Origin of the sequence: Helicobacter saguini, assembly GCF_000762875.2 — a bacterium.
Taxonomy (GTDB): domain Bacteria; phylum Campylobacterota; class Campylobacteria; order Campylobacterales; family Helicobacteraceae; genus Helicobacter_A; species Helicobacter_A saguini.
Genome location: NZ_JRMP02000005.1, coordinates 22,141 through 41,880, shown reverse-complemented (window position 1 = coordinate 41,880; position 19,740 = coordinate 22,141). Strand labels below are relative to the sequence as shown.

Below are 19,740 nucleotides of genomic sequence, written 5' to 3'. Positions count from 1 at the left end.
TTTAGATTTTTAAGTGATATTTTTATAAAAATATCTAAAAACTTATAAAAAATGTTACAATTATAGATACACTTAATTTAGGTTAGCATTTAGGACACGCAATGACTGAAATGGAATTGAAATTAATCAAGATGGACACAAGCCACTACTACAAGAAAATCATGGGTCTTGGGCAAAAGATTACTTATGGTGGTAGAATCTTTTATGATAAATTTGAGCGTGTAAATTCTATGCTAACATCGCAGATTATGCAGCAGCATTTTCGCAAGGAAATCACGGTCGCACACTCGCTTATCCTGCGTGGGAATAAGGTTGAAAACATCGTCTTTGACTACAATGGCAGGGACCCGCAGCGATTCTATCATAGGGCGCAGTTGCTTTTGCGTGATGAGGGTTTTATCAATTTCACGGCTTATACGTCTAAGACGCCTGGGCACTTGCACCTTTACATTCACAAAGGGCACACGGACTTAGAAGAGGGTAAAAAGTTGGCTAAGACTTTATCGATGAAGCTAGCGTCAAAATGCCCGATTGAATGGCGAATGTTCCCAAATAACGACTTTCCGCCGAATTTTAACATCCTTGCCCTGCCTTATGAAGTGTATGCGAAAGAGCGTGGCGTCTGGGCGAAGTATATGTAGATTCTGTGTTTGTGTGCCTGTTGCATTGCTTTATTAAATTCAACAAATTACTTAAGTGCTAGTGTATATTTAGAAAGTGGAATATAAATTTAATTTTAAGATAGGAGAAAAAGTGAATATGAAAAAACCATATAATTTCGACACAAACGCCATTCATGTAAGTGAAAGCCCAAATTTAAGCGGAGAGACAAGCAGCGATGTAGTCGCGCCCATCCACCTAAGCAGCACTTTTGCCAAGCCAAACTTTACTGACACAATCAAAGGTCATGGCTACTCACGCCTATCAAACCCCACTCGCGAAGTTATGGAATCTAAGCTAAACACGCTAGAGAGCGCAAAACACACGATATGCTACGCCAGCGGTCAAGCCGCAGAGAGCGCCGTCATTTTAAGCTATTTGAAAAGCGGCGATGAAATTATATGCTTTGATGATATTTATGGTGGGACGCGGCGGCTGCTTGCGGGTGTGTTTGATAGATTCAATATCAAAACGCATTTTGTGGATATGCGCGATTTAAAAAATGTGGAAAATGCGATAAATAAAAACACGAAAATGCTATGGGCTGAGAGCCCAACCAACCCATTTTTGACGCTTTGCGACATCGAAAAACTCGCAAAAATTGCTAAAAAACACAAGATTTTAAGCGTGATTGATAACACTTTTGCCACGCCATATATCCAAAAGCCGCTAGAGATGGGCATCGACATAGTCGTGCATAGCATGACAAAATACATAAATGGGCATAGCGATAGCATAGCCGGTGCGGTCTGCGTTGGCAGTGAGAGCCTATATGAGCCACTGAGATATGTGAGTAACTCGACTGGTATGGTGCTTTCCCCTATGGATAGCTATCTAAATATTCGTGGTGTCAAAACGCTAGGAGTGCGTATGGAGCGGCATTGTAGTAACGCGATGGAAGTAGCAAAGTTTTTAGAATCTCATCCAAAAGTTGAACGCGTTTTTTATCCCGGGCTAAAATCTTTTCCGCAATTTGAGCTGGCTAAAAAGCAAATGAAAGGCGGCTTTGGCGGGATGGTGAGCGTCTATCTTAAGGCAGATTCTAAAGGTATGCAAAAGTTTGCGAAAAACTTGGAGCTTTTTACTTTGGCTGAATCTTTAGGCGGCGTAGAAAGCCTGTATGGTGCGCCTTTTTATATGAGTCATGGCAGCGTGGATGCCGAAATTAAAAAGCAGATGAATATCACGGAAAATCTTTTGCGTTTAAGCATAGGCTTGGAAAATGCTAATGATTTAAAAACCGCGCTAGACAACGCATTGAAAGTTATATAGAATCTGTAAATTTCACAATTAAAATTTAAGGTCAAAAGTTATGGAATCTAGAATTTATCTTTGCTCTTTTGCTAGTCTTGATTTATCTATTTCAATGTTTAGATTCTATAAACAAGCCCAAAATATGGGCATTTTTGATGGGATTTTTATCTTTAATGAAAGCAGTCTAAATCTAGATTTTAAAACTCATTTTGCTCCTTTGATGTATAAGGATTTTCCAAAAGATTCTATAGAATCTAGCTGTAAAAACGGGGGGGGGGGGTAAATGCTACTTTAAATATTTTAGATTCTAAAAACATAGAATCTAAGGGCTTTAACAAACTAGATTCTATAGAATCTAACAAAGACGTCATTTTGAGCGAAGCGAAAAATCTAATTAAGAATAAAACAGATTCTATAGAATCTAAAGCCCTAACGCCCGCCCACCACCCTATTAAAAAACTAGATTCTATAGAATCTAAACCCCCTAAAATGCGTAGTTTCGAGCCTACGCGTGGCTTTGGCTATTGGACTTGGAAGCCGCAGGTGATATTGCAGAGCTTAAGTCAAATTGAGCAAAATGACATTTTGATTTACACTGATATTGGGTGTAATTTTTTACCTGAATTTGCTAATAATTTGCTAAAAAAGTTAGAAATTTTAGAATCTCAATCTATGATAGCATTCGAGCTAGAGCATATTGCAAAGGCTTATACAAAGGCTGATACATTCGCATTTTTTGATGTTTTAGATGATAAAAGTTATACAAATACGAACTTAATAAAAGCCGGCGTGATTTTTATGAAAAAATGTGAAAAAACGCAAATCATTATGCAAGAGTGGTTAGAATCTATGTGGCAGGATTTTCACATCGTAGATGATTCTAAGTCAAAAATAAAAAACTTCCCTGAGTTTAAGGCACATCGCCACGACCAAAGCGTCTTTAGCATTATCGCTAAAAAGCACAAGGTTTTCACCCTGCCTGATTATCATAACGCGTGTGAGAGCGAGTTTGCCCTGAGTGATAGCCGCGATAAATTTAGTCTTGATATGGTTGATTCTAGCACGTATAAGCTTTTAAATGTGCTAGGGAAAATCTATCCTGTTAAAAAAGTGCGAAAAAACTTGCGAAAAATCATGCGCTTTTTAAAAGTATTTGCTCCAAAATAAACTTTATGTAACACAAATTGTAATAAATATGTCATAAATCTTAGAAATTCCCTTGTGTTAAACATTTATTAAAAGCTTTTTTCTAAAATTTTACGCGAAAAATACACAAAAGGACACAAAATGTATTCCACAAAGCACGAGCAGAGAGTGTTTTTAGGTAAATTATTAGCCCCTGTGATTTTTGGCTTTATCGTGTGGATTTTACCACGAATAATTATCGGGGAAGCAGCACCGCATGGTTGCTCGGCAAATGCGTGGCTATATTTATCAATCTTTTTAGGACTTATTGTCGGGCTAATCTTAGAGCCTATCCCACCCGCATTAATCGGCGTTATCGCTATTATAATAGCCGTAATTTTTAGAATCGGTCCAAAAGGCTCTGGAGATTCTGAAGCGGTAATAAAAGCTGCTGACGCGATAAACTGGGGCTTAAGCGGCTTTTCAAACTCTGTTGTTTGGCTAATTTTTGCCGCTTTTACCATCGGCTTAGGATTCTCAAAAACGGGGCTAGGCGAGAGAATGGCGCTCTGGCTTGTGTGTAAGCTTGGCAAACGCACATTAGGGTTAGGATACGCCATCGCATTAGTCGATTTGATTCTAGCGCCCTTTATCCCTAGCAATGCCGCTCGTAGCGGCGGCTCAGTCTATCCTATCGTAACAAATATCGCAAATATGTTTGATAGCCATCCTGACAAAGACCCGCGAAAAATCGGGGCGTATTTGATATGGGTGGGCTTGGCGTCCGCGTGTGTGTCTAGCTCAATTTTTTTAACAGGACAAGCGCCAAATCCACTAGCTTTAACGCAAATAGAAAAAGGTGGCGTGGGCGTGGTAGATTGGACTAGCTGGTTTATTGCGTTTTTACCTGTGGGCGTGATTTTATTTTTGATAACGCCGCTTTTAGCCTATGTGATATATCCGCCGCAAGTTAAAGGTAGCCCTGAAGTCGTCAAATGGGCGAAGGAAAAATACGCCGCACTAGGACCTATGCCAAAGGAGCAAAAGTATATGATTTTTGTCGCTTTAATCGGGCTTTTCCTTTGGGTGGGGGCTAGTTTTTTCCCGGCAACCGCCTTTTATAACTTGAGTGCTACGACTACGGCTATGCTTATGATTGTGCTAATGATTGGCTTTAATACGATTACTTGGCAGGATTTTTTAGGGAATAAACCCGCGTGGAATACATTTGTGTGGTTTGCGACTCTTGTAGCGATGGCGGGTGGCTTAAGCAATGTAGGCTTTATTAGCTGGCTTGCAAAGCTTTTCAATGGGCTTTTTGATGGTATGTCAGTTACGATTGCAACTATCGGCTTAATCTTGGCGTTTAGTTGGCTTAGATATTTCTTTGCGAGTGGAACGGCGTATGTGACGGCTGTAATGCTTGTGTTTGTAACTATCGTTCAAGCGATTCCTGGCATTGATGTGCATAAAACGTTATTGCTTTTAATCTTGCCGATGGGCTTTATGGGGATTATTACGCCTTATGGCACGGGATGTTCGCCTTTGTGGTTTGGAGCGCACTTTATAAAAGGACCGCAATTTTTCCTATTAGGTGGAATCTTTGCTGCGGTGTATATGATAATCTACCTAGTCGTTGGCATCCCGTGGGTTAATTTCATCATGCCACATTTGAGTTTTCATTAGGATTTATCCACTTAGTGTTTTTTGTTAAATTTATATAGAATCTAACCTTTCCATATATTCACTCAAAAGCCTTTTTGCCACGTCAATATCCATATTAGAATCTAACATCAAAGGCTCGGCGATATAATAATCAATGCGGCTAAAAGGCTTAGGAATGCAAAACTTATCCCACGTCCTAAGCTGCCAAAAGCGACTAGGTTTCACGCGACAGCCACAGATTGCCACGCCACTTTTAAGCGACATAAGCAAAATGCCATTTGCAATACTTTTTGCCGGACCCTTAGGACCATCAGGTGTGACAGCGATGTCGCGTCCATCGCGTAGCTCGCGGATAGCCTGCATTAACGCACGCGCCCCGCCCTTTCGCACACTAGTGCTACCGCGAATGCTTTTCAAGCCAAAGTGCGCAAAATATCGCTCCACCATCACGCCATCTTCGTGCGCGCTCGTTACAAGGCTCATTTTGGGCGGATTTCGCACTTTCGCATACAAGTAGGGCATCATAAGGAAATTGCCATGCCAAAGGCACGCAATAAAGGGCTTTTCGCGCACATAATCGCAAATATGATAACGATTGCGACACGTAAAATAAGCCAAAGAAGCCAAAAACCGCATAAAAATATCGCCATATTTCACACGCAGCTGCTTTTGCTTATCCCTATTCATAAATTTATCGAAAATTGAGCCCATATTTTTCCATTTTTGTGCGAAATTATGTTAAAAAATGTAGAAATTATAATAAAATTTAGCGAAAATTTAGTTTTTGTGGTATCTATATGACTTTTTATTATTTTCAAAATGCGGAATCTACGCAGGTTTTTTTATTTAATTTGCTAAAAGATTCTATTATTTCTAATAAAATTAAAAAAAATCAAACGCCTATTTTAGTCTTAGCAAAAGAGCAGAGTAGGGGAGTAGGCTCGCGTGGGAATGCTTGGAGTAGCGTTAAAAGCGGACTTTATTTTTCTTTTTTGTTGCATAAATCGCTTTTGCCAAATGATATTCCACCGCAGTCACTTTCAATTTATTTTGGCTGTATTTTTTTGCGTTTTTTTCAATCTTTAAATAAGAATCTTTGGCTAAAATGGCCTAATGATTTTTATTTAGATTCTATAGAATCTAGTGCGGATTCTAGTAATAAAGTCGGTGGAATCATTACACAAATTTATAAAGATTTTATTATTTTTGGTATAGGATTAAATCTTGTGGATAATAATTTTAAAGGCATATTAGATTATATAGATTCTATAACTTATAAAAATATTATATTAAAATTATTAGAATTTTTAGGTTTTAAAATTAGTGATTTTGATATTAATAAAAATGCTGAAATTATAGAATCTAATTTGCCATTTAGCCTTTTTTTAGAAAATAAATGGAGCGATATTTTTGAACTTTACAAAAAGCAATATTATAAAAATCATAACTTTAAAGTCCATATTGATAATAAAATCATAAGTCTAAAAGATTCTATATTACAAAATGATGGCAGCATAAAAATTAATGATAAGATTTTTTATAGCTTGAGATAGCTAAAATAAGTGCCATATTAGAGACTATTATGTATTTAGTTCTACTGGCTATCCTGAAAGTCTTGCAGGGTTTCTAGGTTTAGGCGCATTTCCTCAATCATATTGCGGATGGTCTCGCTGTTTTTCACATTTTTAGATTCTAGCTTCTCAAAGTGAGATTCTAGCTCGTCCAAATAGTCCTGAATCTGCCCAATAATCGTGGAAATGTCCTCTTTGACAATATCATCCATAACTCTCTCCTTATGAAAAAATAAAAAACTATATCAAACCTACCAAAGTTTTCGCCCTTTCGTAAGTTTGTCGTGCGATTTCTCTCACACTTTCTTCATGCTCAAAAATCACTCTTTCAATATAACCTTTTTCATTTTTAAGCCGCAAAAATTCGCTCTGTATCGGCTCTAGCTCAGCAAAAATGCACTCTGCTACCGCCATTTTAAAATCGCCATAGCCAACATTTTCAAACTCTTTTTCAATACTTTCGCGGCTTTTTCCGCTAATGCACTCATAAATACTTAGCAAATTATACACGCCCGGACGCTCGACATTAAAGAGAATTTCATTAAAACTATCCGTTGTAGCACGTTTCATTTTGCGAATGATTACATCTTTAGAATCTAAAAGATAAATAATCCCATTTTCACTACTACTACTTTTACTCATCTTAGAATCTACTTTATCAAGCGACATAATTTTCGCGCCAACATCCGCAATTAAGGGCTTTGGCACGACAAAACACTCGCCAAAACGCTCATTAAATCGCGCCGCCACTTCTCGCGTCAATTCCAAATGCTGCCGCTGGTCTTCACCCACAGGCACTAAATCGCTTTGATATAGCAAAATATCCGCCGCCATAAGCGCTGGGTAGTTAAAAAGCCCGACATTAATATTCTTTGGATTTTTCGCACTTTTGTCCTTAAACTGCGTCATACGGCTCATATCGCCCATCGGGATATTGCAATCTAAAATCCAAGCTAACGCTGGATGATAGTCAATGCGGCTTTGAATAAATAGCTTAGAGTGCTTAGAATCAAGCCCACACGCAATCAAAAGGGCGAATAAATCAAGCGTTTTTTCGTGCAATTCACGCGGATTTTGATAAATCGTAATTGCGTGCGAATTGACAACGCAGTAAATATTCTCATTTTCCTTTTGATATTTCACCCAATTCTTAATTGCACCAAGATAATTGCCTAGATGCAAGGCTCCTGTGGGCTGAATGCCGGAAAAAACTCTATTTTTTACCTTTTTACTCATTTGTAAAAATGCCTTAAATCCTAAAGTTTATTTTTTATTTTTAGAATCTAAATCACTTTTTTATTTTTTCTTAGAATCTAGATTCTATCACGCAAACAAATGCTCTTTCATCACAAAACAGATTCCATACTGCGACAAAAAATCACTTATTTTCTGCGTTTTCAAAGTAGCAATATTACCATTTTCTATCAAAAAAGCTACAAATAGATTTGATTTTTTTGAAATTTTCTGCAAATCTATGTTATTTTTGCTTAGAAAGTCCGCTAGATTCGGCATTTCGCCTTCATGTGTAAAATCGTAACACCTTGTATTATACTCTGCATTTTGTGAATCATTTGGGGCGAAAAATGAGAACTCTACATTATTAATAGGGCGGTGAGTGACGTTTAGGATAGAATCTATAGAATCTAGATTCTGTGTTTTACTAATAGGGTGGTGAGTGGGCGTTTGGGCTAAATCTTTAGAATCTAGATTCTGTATTTCATTAATAGGGTGGTGAGCGGCGTTTAGGATAGAATCTAAATTATCTAACTTTTTATTAAAATTATTAGAAATATTAGAATTTATAGAATCTTGCAAGTTAGATTCTATAATATTATTAGATTCTATAAAATGTGGAAAAACCAAAATAATTTTCCCAACCCTTAAGCCATTTGAAATCTTAGAATCTGCGTAACGTAGGGCATCCAAAGCGCACGAACCAAAGCCTACAATATCAAATTTATTAAGCTTAAAATTAAATCTTTGCAAGAATTTCAAAATAGATTCCATAAACGCCCTTAAAATATAGAATCTAGCCTACAAATAAAACGCAAGTTTTGCCAAAACCGCGATTGACAAGCCTAAAATTAAGGCTAGTGGATGAATGTATTTGCCAAAAGGCAGCGGCTTTTTAAAGACAAATTTTGAAAGAATAGAACTAGCCACAAAAAAAACGATAATAGCGGCAAACGCCACTTTTAGCCACAAAAGTCGCTGCAAAGTAGTATCAAAAAACCCCGCATCTCGCGAAATATACTGCGTAATCATCGCCCCACCCGTAATCACAAGCAAAATAACGCAAATAGGCATAATTTTCACCCCACGGCTAACAATCGCGGATTTTATTTTATCTGCCATCTCACTCCCAAATTTCTTTTCCAAAACGCTAAGTAGCACCACATCGGTAAATAAAAATCCCACAAAAATAATAGCGCAAATCAAATGAATAGTCAAAAAATACGGATACAAACTCGCCATTTCAACACTCCTATTTTTTATTTTTTAGAATCTAGATTCTCATATTGAGCCTTTAGGCAAAACATCTATGTTATTTAAGGTAGAATTTTGCTTCGCTTAATATGACATAAAATCATAGAATCTAATTTTCCAACCACAAAATCTTACCCAAAATCCCAAAAATTTTATTGATTTATGTTTAGATTCTAAAAATAAGAGATTCTAAAATATCGGCTTATCATACACCTTAAATTTTTCGCCAAGTTTTGCCACTTCCGCCTTTATAGAATCTTGCAAAGCAGTGTTATTTATATCTTTCAAAATACGTGCTATCCACTCGCCGATTTGCTCAAATTCTGCTTCTTTCATACCACGCGCTGTAAGAGCCGGGCTACCGATTCTAACGCCACTTGTTACAAATGGAGAACGTTTTTCACCTGGCACCGTGTTTTTATTGACCGTGATTCCAGCATTGCCAAGTGCGATGTCAGCGTCCTTTCCGCTAAACTCATTATTTAAAAAACTCATTAAAATCAAATGATTATCACTCCCCCCGCTAACTAGGTCAAAGCCCTGTCCTACAAGCACTTTTGCCAACGCCTTAATATTTTTTTTGACCTGAATGGCGTAGTCTTTCCACTCAGGCTTAAGATTTTCTTTAAAACCCACAGCCTTAGCGGCAATCACGTGCATTAGCGGACCGCCCTGCATACCGGGGAAAACCATCTTATCAATTTTTGTAGCAAGCTCCTCATTATTAGTCAAAATCACGCCGCCACGCGGACCACGCAAGGTCTTATGCGTAGTAGTCGTCACGACATCACAATGCGGAAAGGGATTAGGATACTCACCAGCGACCACCAAGCCCGCTACGTGTGCAATATCTGCCATCAAAATCGCCTTCACACTATCAGCAATCTCTCTAAACTTAGCAAAATCAAGCTCCCTAGTATAAGCCGAAAAGCCGCACACAATGATATTTGGCTTTACCACACGCGCATATTCGGCGACCTTATCGTAGTTTATACGCCCATCAAGCTCCACGCCATAAAAAAAACTTTGATAAGTTTTCCCCGTGATACTCACTTTCGCCCCATGCGTAAGATGCCCGCCGTGGCTTAAATCCATTCCTAGAATCTTATCATAAGGCTTAAGCAACGCACCATAAACCGCGCCATTTGCCTGCGAGCCAGAGTGCGGCTGCACATTTGCATAATTGCAATTAAATAGCTTTTTAGCGCGCTCAATGGCAATAGATTCTATCCCATCGACATACTCGCAGCCCCCATAATAACGCTTGTGCGGATACCCTTCAGCGTATTTATTTGTTAGCACACTGCCCATTGCTTCCATTACCGCTGGGAAAGTATAATTCTCACTTGCAATCATCTCCAAATGCGTATTTTGCCGCACAAGCTCCTTATTTATCAGCTCAAAAATCTCACTATCTTCATTTTGCATAACATACATTTTCTATCTCTCCTACATTGAAAATAAGAGAATATTGTAGCTGAAAAGTTTGTGATTATAGAATCTAAAACTTCCCATTGTGGATATTGCTTAAGAATTCCACGGTTTTGGGGTCCGCGTGGTTTAGAAATAGCGTTTTGTTGCTATCTAATCCAGCGATAGTTTTCATATCAGCAGAATCTAGTTTGAAATCAAACACATTGAAATTCTCAATCATTCGCTCTTTTTTCGTAGTCTTTGGAATGACGATAATGCCACGCTGTGTAAGCCATCGCAAAGTCACTTGCGCGATGCTTTTGCCGTGTTTTTTAGCAATTTTTGCCAAAGTAGGATTTTTAAAAAAGTCATTGCGACCTTCCGCAAAAGACGCCCACGACTGCATCGCCACATTTAGTTTTTGCATTTGCTCTTGCTCTGCAAATTTAGCAAAAAATGGATGGCACTCCACTTGATTTACCGCGGGCGTAATCTCGTTGTGCAGGCAAAAGTCAAGCAGCCTATCAGGGTAAAAATTACTAACACCAATCGCTTTTATACGACCATCTTTTAGCAGCCTGCTCATCGCACGCCACGCGCCATACGTGTCGTTGTAAGGCTGGTGGATGAGATACAAGTCAAGGTAGTCAAGCCCTAGATTTTTAAGGCTTCGCTCAAACGCCTTTAACGCCTTGCTTTCAGTCGCCTCGTTAATCCAAAGCTTTGTAGTGATAAACAAATCGGCACGTTTCACGCTACTTTGTGCGTTTTTTAGTGCTGCGCCAATGCCACTTTCATTAAAATACGCCGCAGCGGTATCAATGCTACGATAGCCCACGCTAATGGCGTCCTCCACGCACTTTTGCACATCTTTATTATCGATTTGATATGTGCCATAGCCAAGTAGCGGCATTTTTACGCCATTATTCAATGTGATATATTCCATATTTCCTAACTTTGTAATAGGATTAGTGCTAGATTCTGTAGTTTTTGTATTTTTGGTTTTTGTGTTGTCGGCTAGTTTTATTTCTTTAGAATCTTGCGCTTGTTTTAAATCGCTGTTAGATTCTATGTTTTGCGTTGTAAAATTCTCGTTAGATTCTATGTTTTTGCCTTTGAAATTCGTGCTAGATTCTATGTTTTTAGAATCTTTAGCGTTGAAATTTGTGCCATTTTTAGAATCTTTTGTATCCGCATTTATGCCATTTTTAGAATCTTTAGCATTAAGAAACGCACTAAAACTAATCGCGCTAAGCGCCCCAAAACTCGCCATTTTACTAGAAACTTTCAAAAACTCTCGCCTATTTTTAGAATCTAAATTCTTAGATTCCATATCATTTAAACCCTGCATATTTTCTCCTTAAAAATTAATCATAAAATTATAAGGGAAAAAAGTAAAAATCACTTAATAACTTTAGTGGTATTTTTTATAAAACATAATATCTATCAAGCCAAAACAAATTACATACTAAATAATTTTTCTGCATTTTGGCTTGTGATTTCGCAGACTTTTTCTTGCGTGATGTTTAGAATTTGGGAGATTTTTTCTGCGACATGGACTAGATATTTTGGCTCATTGCGTTTGCCGCGGTGTGGGATGGGCGCTAAAAAGGGCGCATCTGTCTCTAGCAAGATTCTATTCTCTGGGATTTTTGGCAGGATTTCGACTAGATTTTGCGCGTTTTTGAAGGTCAAAATGCCGCCTATTCCATAATAGAATCTATCGCTAAATGCTAGCAATTTGGGGTTTGCATTAAAGCAGTGGAAAACGCCGCGTAAGTTATTAAATTTATAATATTCTTGCAAAATAGTTACGATATTTGTAGTGGCTTCATCATTTTCTTTACTATCTCTAACATGCAAAATTAAGGGCAGATTATATTCTAGGGCAATTTCAATTTGGGCTTTGAAAATGGCAATTTGCATTGCCTTAATCGCCTTAATCTGCGTAGAATCTAAGCTATCCAAACGATAAAAATCAAGCCCACATTCGCCCACCGCCACGCATTTTTTAGATTCTATAAAAGGCTTAAAAAGTTCTAAAATATGTAACTTTATGGAATCTTTATTTATGGATTCTGTAATATGATGAATTTTAGAATTTCCGTGCGTTTTAGATTCTATAAAATCATCGCGGTTTTTAGATTCTATGAAATTTTTAGAATCTTCACGCACTTTAGATTCTATAAATTCTTTATTGTCCTTAGATTCTATAGAATCTTTAGAATCTTTAAGCGGCAAAATCTCATCAATATCGCACGGATGAATGCCCACAGCAAAGTAAATCTCAGCGTGATTACTTGCCAAATCATAAGCATTTTGCAAGGTTTTTAAACTCGCCCCGGGAATTAAAAATTTCCCCACACCACAAAGCTTAGAATCACCTAAGATTCTATGCAAATCAGGCTCAAAATCACTAAAATCCAAATGCACATGCGTATCGATAATCTGGCTCATTTTGTTTCCTTATAATTTATTTTTGCTAACATTTCTGCGATTTTTAAGTCGTTTGGTGTGTCGATGTCCCATGCGTTTTGTATTTCTAAGGCGTGGCTAGATTCTCCTAAAAGGGGGATTTCTTGCAAAAAGCTTTTGGCAAAACCTAAGTAAAACTGCCCTGCATCGTTATAAGTTTTTTTTAAATCTTGGGAGCGAGTATTCATAAATTCTTTAAAAATAAAATTGATTTTAGAATCTTCAAGCGTAAAAGAACGCATAACCTTAGCATTTTCAATCACAGGCACGATATATGCTACATTTTTACTCATTAAAAGTTCTAAGGCTTCAAAAATGTTACTTTTAGTAGCAAACATCGCGGTGGGATAAAGGCAAAGCACGGATTTATTAGATTCTATATTGCAACGATTTATCGTATCAATAATCACAGGCAAAGTCGGTGTAAAATCATCAGCCAAGCTTTTTTCACGCTCTAAAATATCCACCTTAAGATTTTTAGCAAAATTCAAAATTTTAGAATCTTCACTACTAATAATTACATTTTTACTAACTTCTTTAGCGAGATTTATAGCGATTTCAAGCATGGGTTTGCCATTAAAAAGGGCAAGATTTTTATGTGGGATGCGTTTGCTGCCACCGCGTGCTGGAATAACGACGTAGTCGATATAGTTTTTTTTATTCATCCTTAGCCTTTATGATTTTAGGAGTTTAGGGATTTGCCCCAGATTTTGCTTAAATCTTTGTGGGTTTCAAAAATGCGGGATTTTGGCTGTGCGTTTGTTATGGCATCGCTTAGTTTTTCATCTTTGCTTTGAGATTGCTCTTGCATTTCTTGCGTGTCGAAATTAAATTCTGGTGTTTGGTTAGTTTGTTCTTTAGAATCTGTTGTGTTTTCACTAGATTCTAAATCGCCAAAGTCTAAATCAAGTGGGCTATTCTCGCTGCTATTCTCACTGCTATCTAAGGAAAAATCAAGGCTGGAATCTGCGTTTAAATCTGCATTAAAATCAAGTGAAATATTTTCGTCTAATGTGGAATCTAAATCGCTAGAATCTAAGGTAATATCTAGGCTTGAATCTTGGTTTAAATCTTGGTTTAAATCTTGTGAAAAGTCGATATTAGATTCTATATTTTCACTAGATTCTATGGTGGAATCTAAGCTTAAATCTAAGCTTGAATCTGTGGCTAAATCATTAGATTCTATATTTAAATCTATGTTTAAATCGGCTGAATCTGTGCTAGTTTCTAAAGAAGATTCTATATTAGAATCTAAGCTAGAATCTTGGGCTAAGTCGCTAGATTCTAAAGTAGATTCTATGCTAGATTCTAAGTTTAAATCGGCGGAATCTATGTTGGAATCTTGGGTAGATTCTAAAGATAAGTCGCTTGAATCTAAAGTGGAATCTAAGATAGAATCTTGGGTGGATTCTATGCTGGAATCTAGTATAGAATCTTGAGATAAATCGCCTAAATCTAAAGAAGATTCTATGTTTGAATCTAAGGTGGATTCTATAGAATCTTGGCTAGATTCTAAAGCTAAATCGGCTGAATCTAAGCTTGAATCTAATATAGAATCTTTTGCTAAATCGTTAGAATCTAAAGTGGATTCTATGTTGGAATCTATATTAGAATCTTGGGTAGATTCTAAGGTTAAATCGGTTGAATCTAAGTTAGAATCTAAGGCAGATTCTATCTTTAAGTTTGTGGAATCTAAAGTGGATTCTATGGTGGAATCTAGGTTTAAATCGGTGGAATCTAAATTAGATTCTATGGTGGAATCTTGGGGGGATTCTATATTTAAATCTAAGTTTAAATCGGTTGAATCTGTGTTAGATTCTAAGCTAGATTCTATATTAAAATCTATGTTTGAATCTTGGGCTAAATCGTTAGAATCTTGGGCGGATTCTATGTTTGAATCTTGGCTTAAATCGGTGGAATCTTGTGAAAAGTCGCTATTAGATTCTATATTTTCGCTAGATTCTATGGTGGAATCTTGGGGGGATTCTAAGCTAGATTCTATGGTGGAATCTTGTGTGGATTCTAAGGATTCTAATGGAGAATCTAAGTTGGTAAAGTCTAAGTCTTGCTCGAGTGTGTCAAGGTGGAGTTTGTCCTCTAAGTCGCAGTAGTCGCCGATTTCATATTCGTCCGCGTCCATTGTATCAAGGCTGTCTTTTAACAAGGCGTCTTGAAACATATCCGCGATGATGTCGGCGTCTGTCTTGCTAAGGCTAGATTCTGCGTTGGCTTTTGTGGATTCTATGTTTAAATCTTGTGAAAAGTCGCTATTGTCGCTGTCAAGTTCGCTTAATGTTGAATCTAGGTTGCTGTCGCTGCTATCAATTTCGCTTTTAGATTCTATGTCGCTATCTAGTGTGTCTAGCGTGGAATCTAGGTTGCTATCAGTGGCGTTAATTTCTAGGGTTTCGCTTTTGGTGGTTGTGTCGATGGATTCTTCGCTGGTAGGTGTTTCACTCTGTGGCTTTGTTTCTTGGGTTTCAATGTTATCTGCTGACGCGTTAGAATCTTTGTCTAAAAATGAGAAATCTAAGTCGTTTTGCCCTGCTAATTCGCTTTGCAATTCTTTGGCTAAGTTGATTTTTTCATCTGTTTTTATGGCTAATTCGCTTTTAGATTCTATGTTTTGTGTGTTAGAATCTTGCTTTGCAGATTCTATATTAGATTCTATAGAATCTTCTTTTGGGTTTTCTTGCTCTTTTTCTTGCTCCTTTGGGGCAGATTCTATATTAGATTCTATGTTTTCGTTTTCAGTGGTTTGCTCGGTGGTTTCATTAGATTCTATATTTTCGTTTTCGGCGATGGGTTCGCTTTTAGATTCTATGTTTTCAATATTAGAATCTTTTGGGTCTAAAAACTCAAGTAGTGAAAAATGGCTTTTGTTTAGGTGTTTCTTTTCTTCACTTTTTGCATTTTTAGAATCTAAAAAGTGTAACAAATCGTAATGGTTAGAATCTGTTTTTGGTTTAGATTCTATTAAAGGCTCTGGCGTTGGTTCAAAAGATTCTAAGTTGTCGCTAGATTCTATATTTTCGTTAGTAGATGTTTCGCTTTCGCTCAACATGACAGATTCTAAGTTTTCGCTAGATTCTATATTTTCGTTTTGGATTGCTTCGCTACCGCTCACAATGACGGAGTCGGCGGCTTCTATAACGTCGGCTGGTTTATTAGATTCTATAATTTCAGTCGTTTCTATGGTTTCAGTTGGCTTATTAGATTCTATAGAATCTTGTTTTGTTTCAATATTTTCAAAGGTTTTTTCAAGGTCGGCTTCGTCTATTGAATCTATTGAATCTAATTCGCTAGATTCTAAGTTAGTAGATGTTTCGCCTTGCGGCTCAAGACTATCTATATTTTCATTTGAGACGTCGTCTGGCTGCTTAGATTCTATATCACTAATCGTATCTTGTATTACATTTTTTAGATTCTGCTCTTTTTCATTATTATCGATTGTCTCCTGGATAGAATCTATTTGCTCGAAAATCTCCTCTATCTCGTTATTTACCTCTTCTATTAGCTCCTCGCCCTCTAAGTCCTCAAGGCTTAAATCATCAGTAATTTGCTCCTTAGATTCCACTTTGGGCGAACTCTCAGGGACAACATTGCTAACAGCCGAGTCAATAAACTTTATCCCCTCATGCGCAATGTCTTCTAAATCGCTCTTAAACTCCTCAGGGTGAATTTTAAAGCTAGAATCAACACTAGAATCATTAGAATCTAATGCCGCAATCTCAAAAGGATACTTCGCCCTGCTTTGCATAGAATCTATTTCACTTTGCAAAAACTCACGCCACGCATCTTTACAAAGGCGTTTTGCCGTGATAAAAATGTCCTTATCACCGCGACCGCTAACATTTACGACAATGATTTTATTACTCATTTTTTTGGTAAGATTTATTACACCACTCAAAGCGTGGCTAGATTCTAAAGCAGCTAGTATGCCCTCATGACGCGCGAAAAACTGCATAGCACTTAACGCCTCTTTATCACTTGCTGCTATAAATTCCACACGCCCTATGTCGTGCAAATGCGCTAATTGTGGGCTTACACCAGCATAATCTAGCCCAGCGGATATAGAATGCGTTGGCGCAATCTGTCCGTTAGAATCTTGTAAGAAAAAGCTTTTATAACCATGTGCTATGCCCACACGTGCTTTACTTTGCGGACTTAAACGCATAGCATTTTTACCCTCGATAAAGTCCTCGCCACCAGCCTCCACACCGATAAGCCGCACCTCTTTATCCTCCAAAAACGCACTAAACGCGCCCATAGCGTTACTTCCACCGCCCACACACGCGATTACATAATGTGGCAGCACGCCGATTGCTTTTCTAATCTGCTTTTTTATTTCCTTGCCGATAATGCTTTGTGCGTCCCGCACGATGTCTGGATATGGATAAGGACCTAACGCACTGCCTAGCACATAAAAGCTAGTATCTGGCGTTTTGCTCCACTCACGCAAGGCTTCATTTACTGCGTCTTTAAGCGTCTTAGAGCCACTTTTAACTGCGATTACTTCCGCGCCAAACTGCTCCATTATAAAGACATTTGGACGTTGCCTTGCGATGTCAATTTCACCCATAAATATTTTGCAAGGAAGCTTTAAAAATGCGCAAACTGCGGCAGTTGCAAGTCCGTGCTGTCCAGCGCCTGTCTCTGCAATAATATGGCTTTTTCCCATTTTTTTAGCGAGTAAGGCTTGAGCCAACGCGTTATTTATCTTGTGCGCGCCTGTGTTTGCCAAGCCTTCAAATTTTAAATAGATTTCATTTCCTAGCATTTCGCTTACATTTTTTGCGTAAATTAAGGGCGTGGGGCGACCTACGAAGCTTTTGTAATAGCCTTTTAATTCTTTTTTAAATTCTTTGCTTTTGAAAATTTCTTTGTATGCTTTTTGCAAGTCTTTTATCGCGCTATAAAGCGTTTCAGGGATAAAGCAGCCGCCAAACTTAGAATCTTCCTCGCCAAAATATCCATTTTTGCTCTCTAAAAACATTTTTTTCATATTTTAACCTTAAAGTTTGCTTAAATTCTTATTGATTTTTACGCAAGATTTTATACAAAATTTTTTATACAAAATAATTGCAAAATTTTATCATATTTCGTTTTTTATTGCGTATTTTTTTTGAATCATTTTTGTCTTAAAAAGCCTTTATTTTGCTAGAATTTTGAATCTGTTTTTAAAAAAGGGCGGTGGGTGGGCGATAGGTTATTAGAATCCTGTGTGTTTTTAGAATCTAGATTCTATAAAATGTTATAATCTTAAGTTTTTAAGGGCGTGTGAAAATGTATATTTTAATTAGAATCTTTTTAAGGGCGTTTTATGTGGATTTTAATTAGACTGCCAAACTGGCTTGGCGATTGCATTATGTTTAGCCCAACGTTAGATTTTTTACATCGGCAATTTCCACAGGCAAAATTTGTTTTGGTCGGCAATAAACTCACCGCAAATGTATTCAAAGAAAATGATTTTATAGTGAAAATTTTTACCGACAACACAAAAGAACTCGCAAACAGGAAAGATTCTATAGAATCTAATTCGCAAAGAGAAACCAAAAACATAGATTCTAAAATAACACAGAATCTAGATTCTAAAAACCAAATGCCCACCCACCACCCTATTAAAAAAACTTCCAAAAAACCTAACTTTTTTGTTAAAATATTCAAAAGATTCAAAGCCACAAAAAATCTAGCTTATGAAATAAACCTATTTTTAAAAGAAAATAAAATATCACAATTTGACTACGCCATTACTACGCAAAATAACTTTTTTTCGGCGTATTTTCTAAGTAAAATCTATGCAAAATACACAATCGGCTTTAGTGATAAGCACTTTTTTGGAGTGCGTAATTTTTTGCTTAGCACGTTAGTAAAGTATAAAAATCATCACAGCCCCATTGCTACGCATCAAGTGCTAAGTTATATAAATTTGACGTTGCCACTTTTAAAAGTTAGTGATTTTGAAACTTTTATCGCTAAAAATGGCGGAAATGCGTTTTTACAAAATTATATAAATTCAACTCGCTATAATAAAAATGCAAGTTTAACGCAGAATCTACTTTATTTACAAGCAAGAGATTTAACTTTATTCAAAGAAGATTCTAAAAAGCCTAACTTTAAAAGGGAAAAAGTTATAGCTTTTTGCACTGGAGCAAGTTTTGGTGAATCTAAAATGTGGCTTTTGCAGTATTTTGTCGAAACGATTATTGCCCTGCTAAAAAAGGGCTATAAAGTCCGCATTTTTGGGAGTCCAGCCGAAGTGGAGCGAAACGCGACAATTAGCCAAAATGTGCTAAATATCGTTGGCAATGAATATGACAAAATGTTGCAAGATTTAAGCGGTCGCACAAGTATCGCTGAACTTATAGAATCTATGAGCGAATGCGCCCTTTATATCGGCAATGATAGCGGCGTTACGCACATCGCGCGCGCCCTAAATATCCCTAGCATTATCATTTTTGGTCCTATGCCATTTAGCTGGTGTAGCCCGTGGGTGGCGATTGATTTAGATTCTATAAAAACGCAATCTGTCGTCACGAACGAAACTTCTACTTTAGATTCTAAAATAACAAATCCGCACGTCATTGCGAGCGTTAGCGAAGCAATCCATAAAACACAGAATCTAGATTCTAATAATATTGCAGAATCTAACGACAAAGATTCTAAAAAAACGTATCCCCCCCTCCCTTGCGGAGAGGACACTACATTTAGCCCCCCTCCCTTGCGGAGGGGGGTTGGGGGGTGGGTCAAAAAAGGGTGGGTCAAAAAAGGGTGGGTAAAAAACCACGATAACCCAAAAAAAGATTCTATAAAAAATACTGAATCTAATAACAATAAAAAAGACTTTATTCTAAATGGCGTAATAAAAAAGGGAGAATATTACTATATCGCTAACTGCATAGCAGTGCAAAAAGATTTACCCTGCGTGCCTTGTAAGAAAAAAACCTGCCCACTAAAACACCACAACTGCATGAGACTAATCACCCCAGATGAAATCCTAAACCTAATCCACTCCCATCTCCAAAAACAATAAAATCTAAAATCTATAGAAAATTAAGATTTAATATGCTAATTGACTTTATGAAATACC

At 37.3% G+C, this 19,740-nt stretch carries 17 protein-coding genes; 7 read left to right on the top strand and 10 right to left on the bottom strand.

Annotation, left to right across the window (positions count from 1 at the left end; genetic code table 11):
- The first annotated feature begins 101 nt into the window (after window positions 1–101).
- The 5 genes from LS64_RS04140 (at window position 102) to LS64_RS04120 (ending at window position 4,725) form a co-directional block, all read left to right on the top strand.
- Entirely contained in the window at window positions 102–641 is a 540-nt protein-coding gene (locus LS64_RS04140) for a DUF1882 domain-containing protein (protein WP_034571095.1), read from the top strand.
- 118 nt (window positions 642–759) lie between these two features.
- Complete coding sequence (locus LS64_RS04135; RefSeq protein ID WP_034574086.1) at window positions 760–1,932, top strand: trans-sulfuration enzyme family protein; 1,173 nt, start codon at window positions 760–762, stop codon at window positions 1,930–1,932.
- A 40-nt stretch (window positions 1,933–1,972) separates the two neighbouring features.
- A complete protein-coding gene (locus tag LS64_RS04130) occupies window positions 1,973–2,197 on the top strand; it encodes a hypothetical protein (RefSeq protein WP_118988436.1) in 225 nt (74 codons plus the stop codon).
- An 89-nt stretch (window positions 2,198–2,286) separates the two neighbouring features.
- Window positions 2,287–3,081, top strand: a complete 795-nt coding sequence (locus tag LS64_RS04125; RefSeq protein ID WP_118977183.1) for a hypothetical protein — start codon at window positions 2,287–2,289, stop codon at window positions 3,079–3,081.
- Between the two features lie 120 nt (window positions 3,082–3,201).
- Window positions 3,202–4,725, top strand: a complete 1,524-nt coding sequence (locus LS64_RS04120) for a DASS family sodium-coupled anion symporter (protein WP_052062628.1) — start codon at window positions 3,202–3,204, stop codon at window positions 4,723–4,725.
- Between the two features lie 30 nt (window positions 4,726–4,755).
- On the opposite strand, the gene LS64_RS04115 is transcribed toward LS64_RS04120, so the two are convergent.
- Window positions 4,756–5,415 (bottom strand): lysophospholipid acyltransferase family protein, encoded by a 660-nt coding sequence (locus LS64_RS04115; protein ID WP_034573127.1) that lies wholly within the window; start codon window positions 5,413–5,415, stop codon window positions 4,756–4,758.
- 86 nt (window positions 5,416–5,501) lie between these two features.
- Here LS64_RS04115 and LS64_RS04110 point away from each other — a divergent pair, with 86 nt between their 5' ends.
- A complete protein-coding gene (locus LS64_RS04110; RefSeq protein WP_034573129.1) occupies window positions 5,502–6,257 on the top strand; it encodes a biotin--[acetyl-CoA-carboxylase] ligase in 756 nt (251 codons plus the stop codon).
- 41 nt (window positions 6,258–6,298) lie between these two features.
- Here LS64_RS04110 and LS64_RS04105 read toward each other — a convergent pair whose 3' ends face one another.
- The 9 genes from LS64_RS04105 to trpB form a co-directional block, all read right to left on the bottom strand.
- Window positions 6,299–6,487 carry a hypothetical protein gene (locus LS64_RS04105; RefSeq protein ID WP_034573131.1) on the bottom strand — a complete coding sequence of 63 codons (189 nt, stop codon included), beginning with the start codon at window positions 6,485–6,487 and terminating at the stop codon, window positions 6,299–6,301.
- Between the two features lie 28 nt (window positions 6,488–6,515).
- A complete protein-coding gene (gene trpS / locus LS64_RS04100) occupies window positions 6,516–7,511 on the bottom strand; it encodes a tryptophan--tRNA ligase (RefSeq protein WP_034573133.1) in 996 nt (331 codons plus the stop codon).
- Between the two features lie 87 nt (window positions 7,512–7,598).
- The gene (locus LS64_RS04095) at window positions 7,599–8,282 is read right to left on the bottom strand and encodes a hypothetical protein (protein ID WP_034573135.1); all 684 of its coding nucleotides are present in this window, start codon (window positions 8,280–8,282) and stop codon (window positions 7,599–7,601) included.
- A 27-nt stretch (window positions 8,283–8,309) separates the two neighbouring features.
- On the bottom strand, window positions 8,310–8,750 hold the full coding sequence (locus LS64_RS04090; RefSeq protein WP_034573137.1) for a copper resistance protein CopD: 441 nt from the start codon (window positions 8,748–8,750) through the stop codon (window positions 8,310–8,312).
- A 201-nt stretch (window positions 8,751–8,951) separates the two neighbouring features.
- Entirely contained in the window at window positions 8,952–10,199 is a 1,248-nt protein-coding gene (locus tag LS64_RS04085) for a serine hydroxymethyltransferase (RefSeq protein WP_034573139.1), read from the bottom strand.
- A 64-nt stretch (window positions 10,200–10,263) separates the two neighbouring features.
- Complete coding sequence (locus LS64_RS04080) at window positions 10,264–11,526, bottom strand: aldo/keto reductase (RefSeq protein WP_337190589.1); 1,263 nt, start codon at window positions 11,524–11,526, stop codon at window positions 10,264–10,266.
- 110 nt (window positions 11,527–11,636) lie between these two features.
- Window positions 11,637–12,632, bottom strand: coding sequence for a TatD family hydrolase (locus LS64_RS04075; RefSeq protein ID WP_052062629.1), 996 nt, complete (start codon window positions 12,630–12,632; stop codon window positions 11,637–11,639).
- The gene (locus LS64_RS04070) at window positions 12,629–13,315 is read right to left on the bottom strand and encodes a cytidylyltransferase domain-containing protein (RefSeq protein ID WP_034573141.1); all 687 of its coding nucleotides are present in this window, start codon (window positions 13,313–13,315) and stop codon (window positions 12,629–12,631) included. The genes LS64_RS04075 and LS64_RS04070 overlap by 4 nt, the downstream gene beginning before the upstream one ends.
- 17 nt (window positions 13,316–13,332) lie before the next feature.
- Complete coding sequence (gene trpB, locus LS64_RS13920; RefSeq protein WP_064773732.1) at window positions 13,333–17,655, bottom strand: tryptophan synthase subunit beta; 4,323 nt, start codon at window positions 17,653–17,655, stop codon at window positions 13,333–13,335.
- Between the two features lie 318 nt (window positions 17,656–17,973).
- On the opposite strand from trpB, the gene LS64_RS04060 reads away from it, so the two are divergent.
- A complete protein-coding gene (locus LS64_RS04060) occupies window positions 17,974–19,683 on the top strand; it encodes a glycosyltransferase family 9 protein (RefSeq protein WP_034573144.1) in 1,710 nt (569 codons plus the stop codon).
- The last annotated feature ends 57 nt before the right edge of the window (window positions 19,684–19,740 follow it).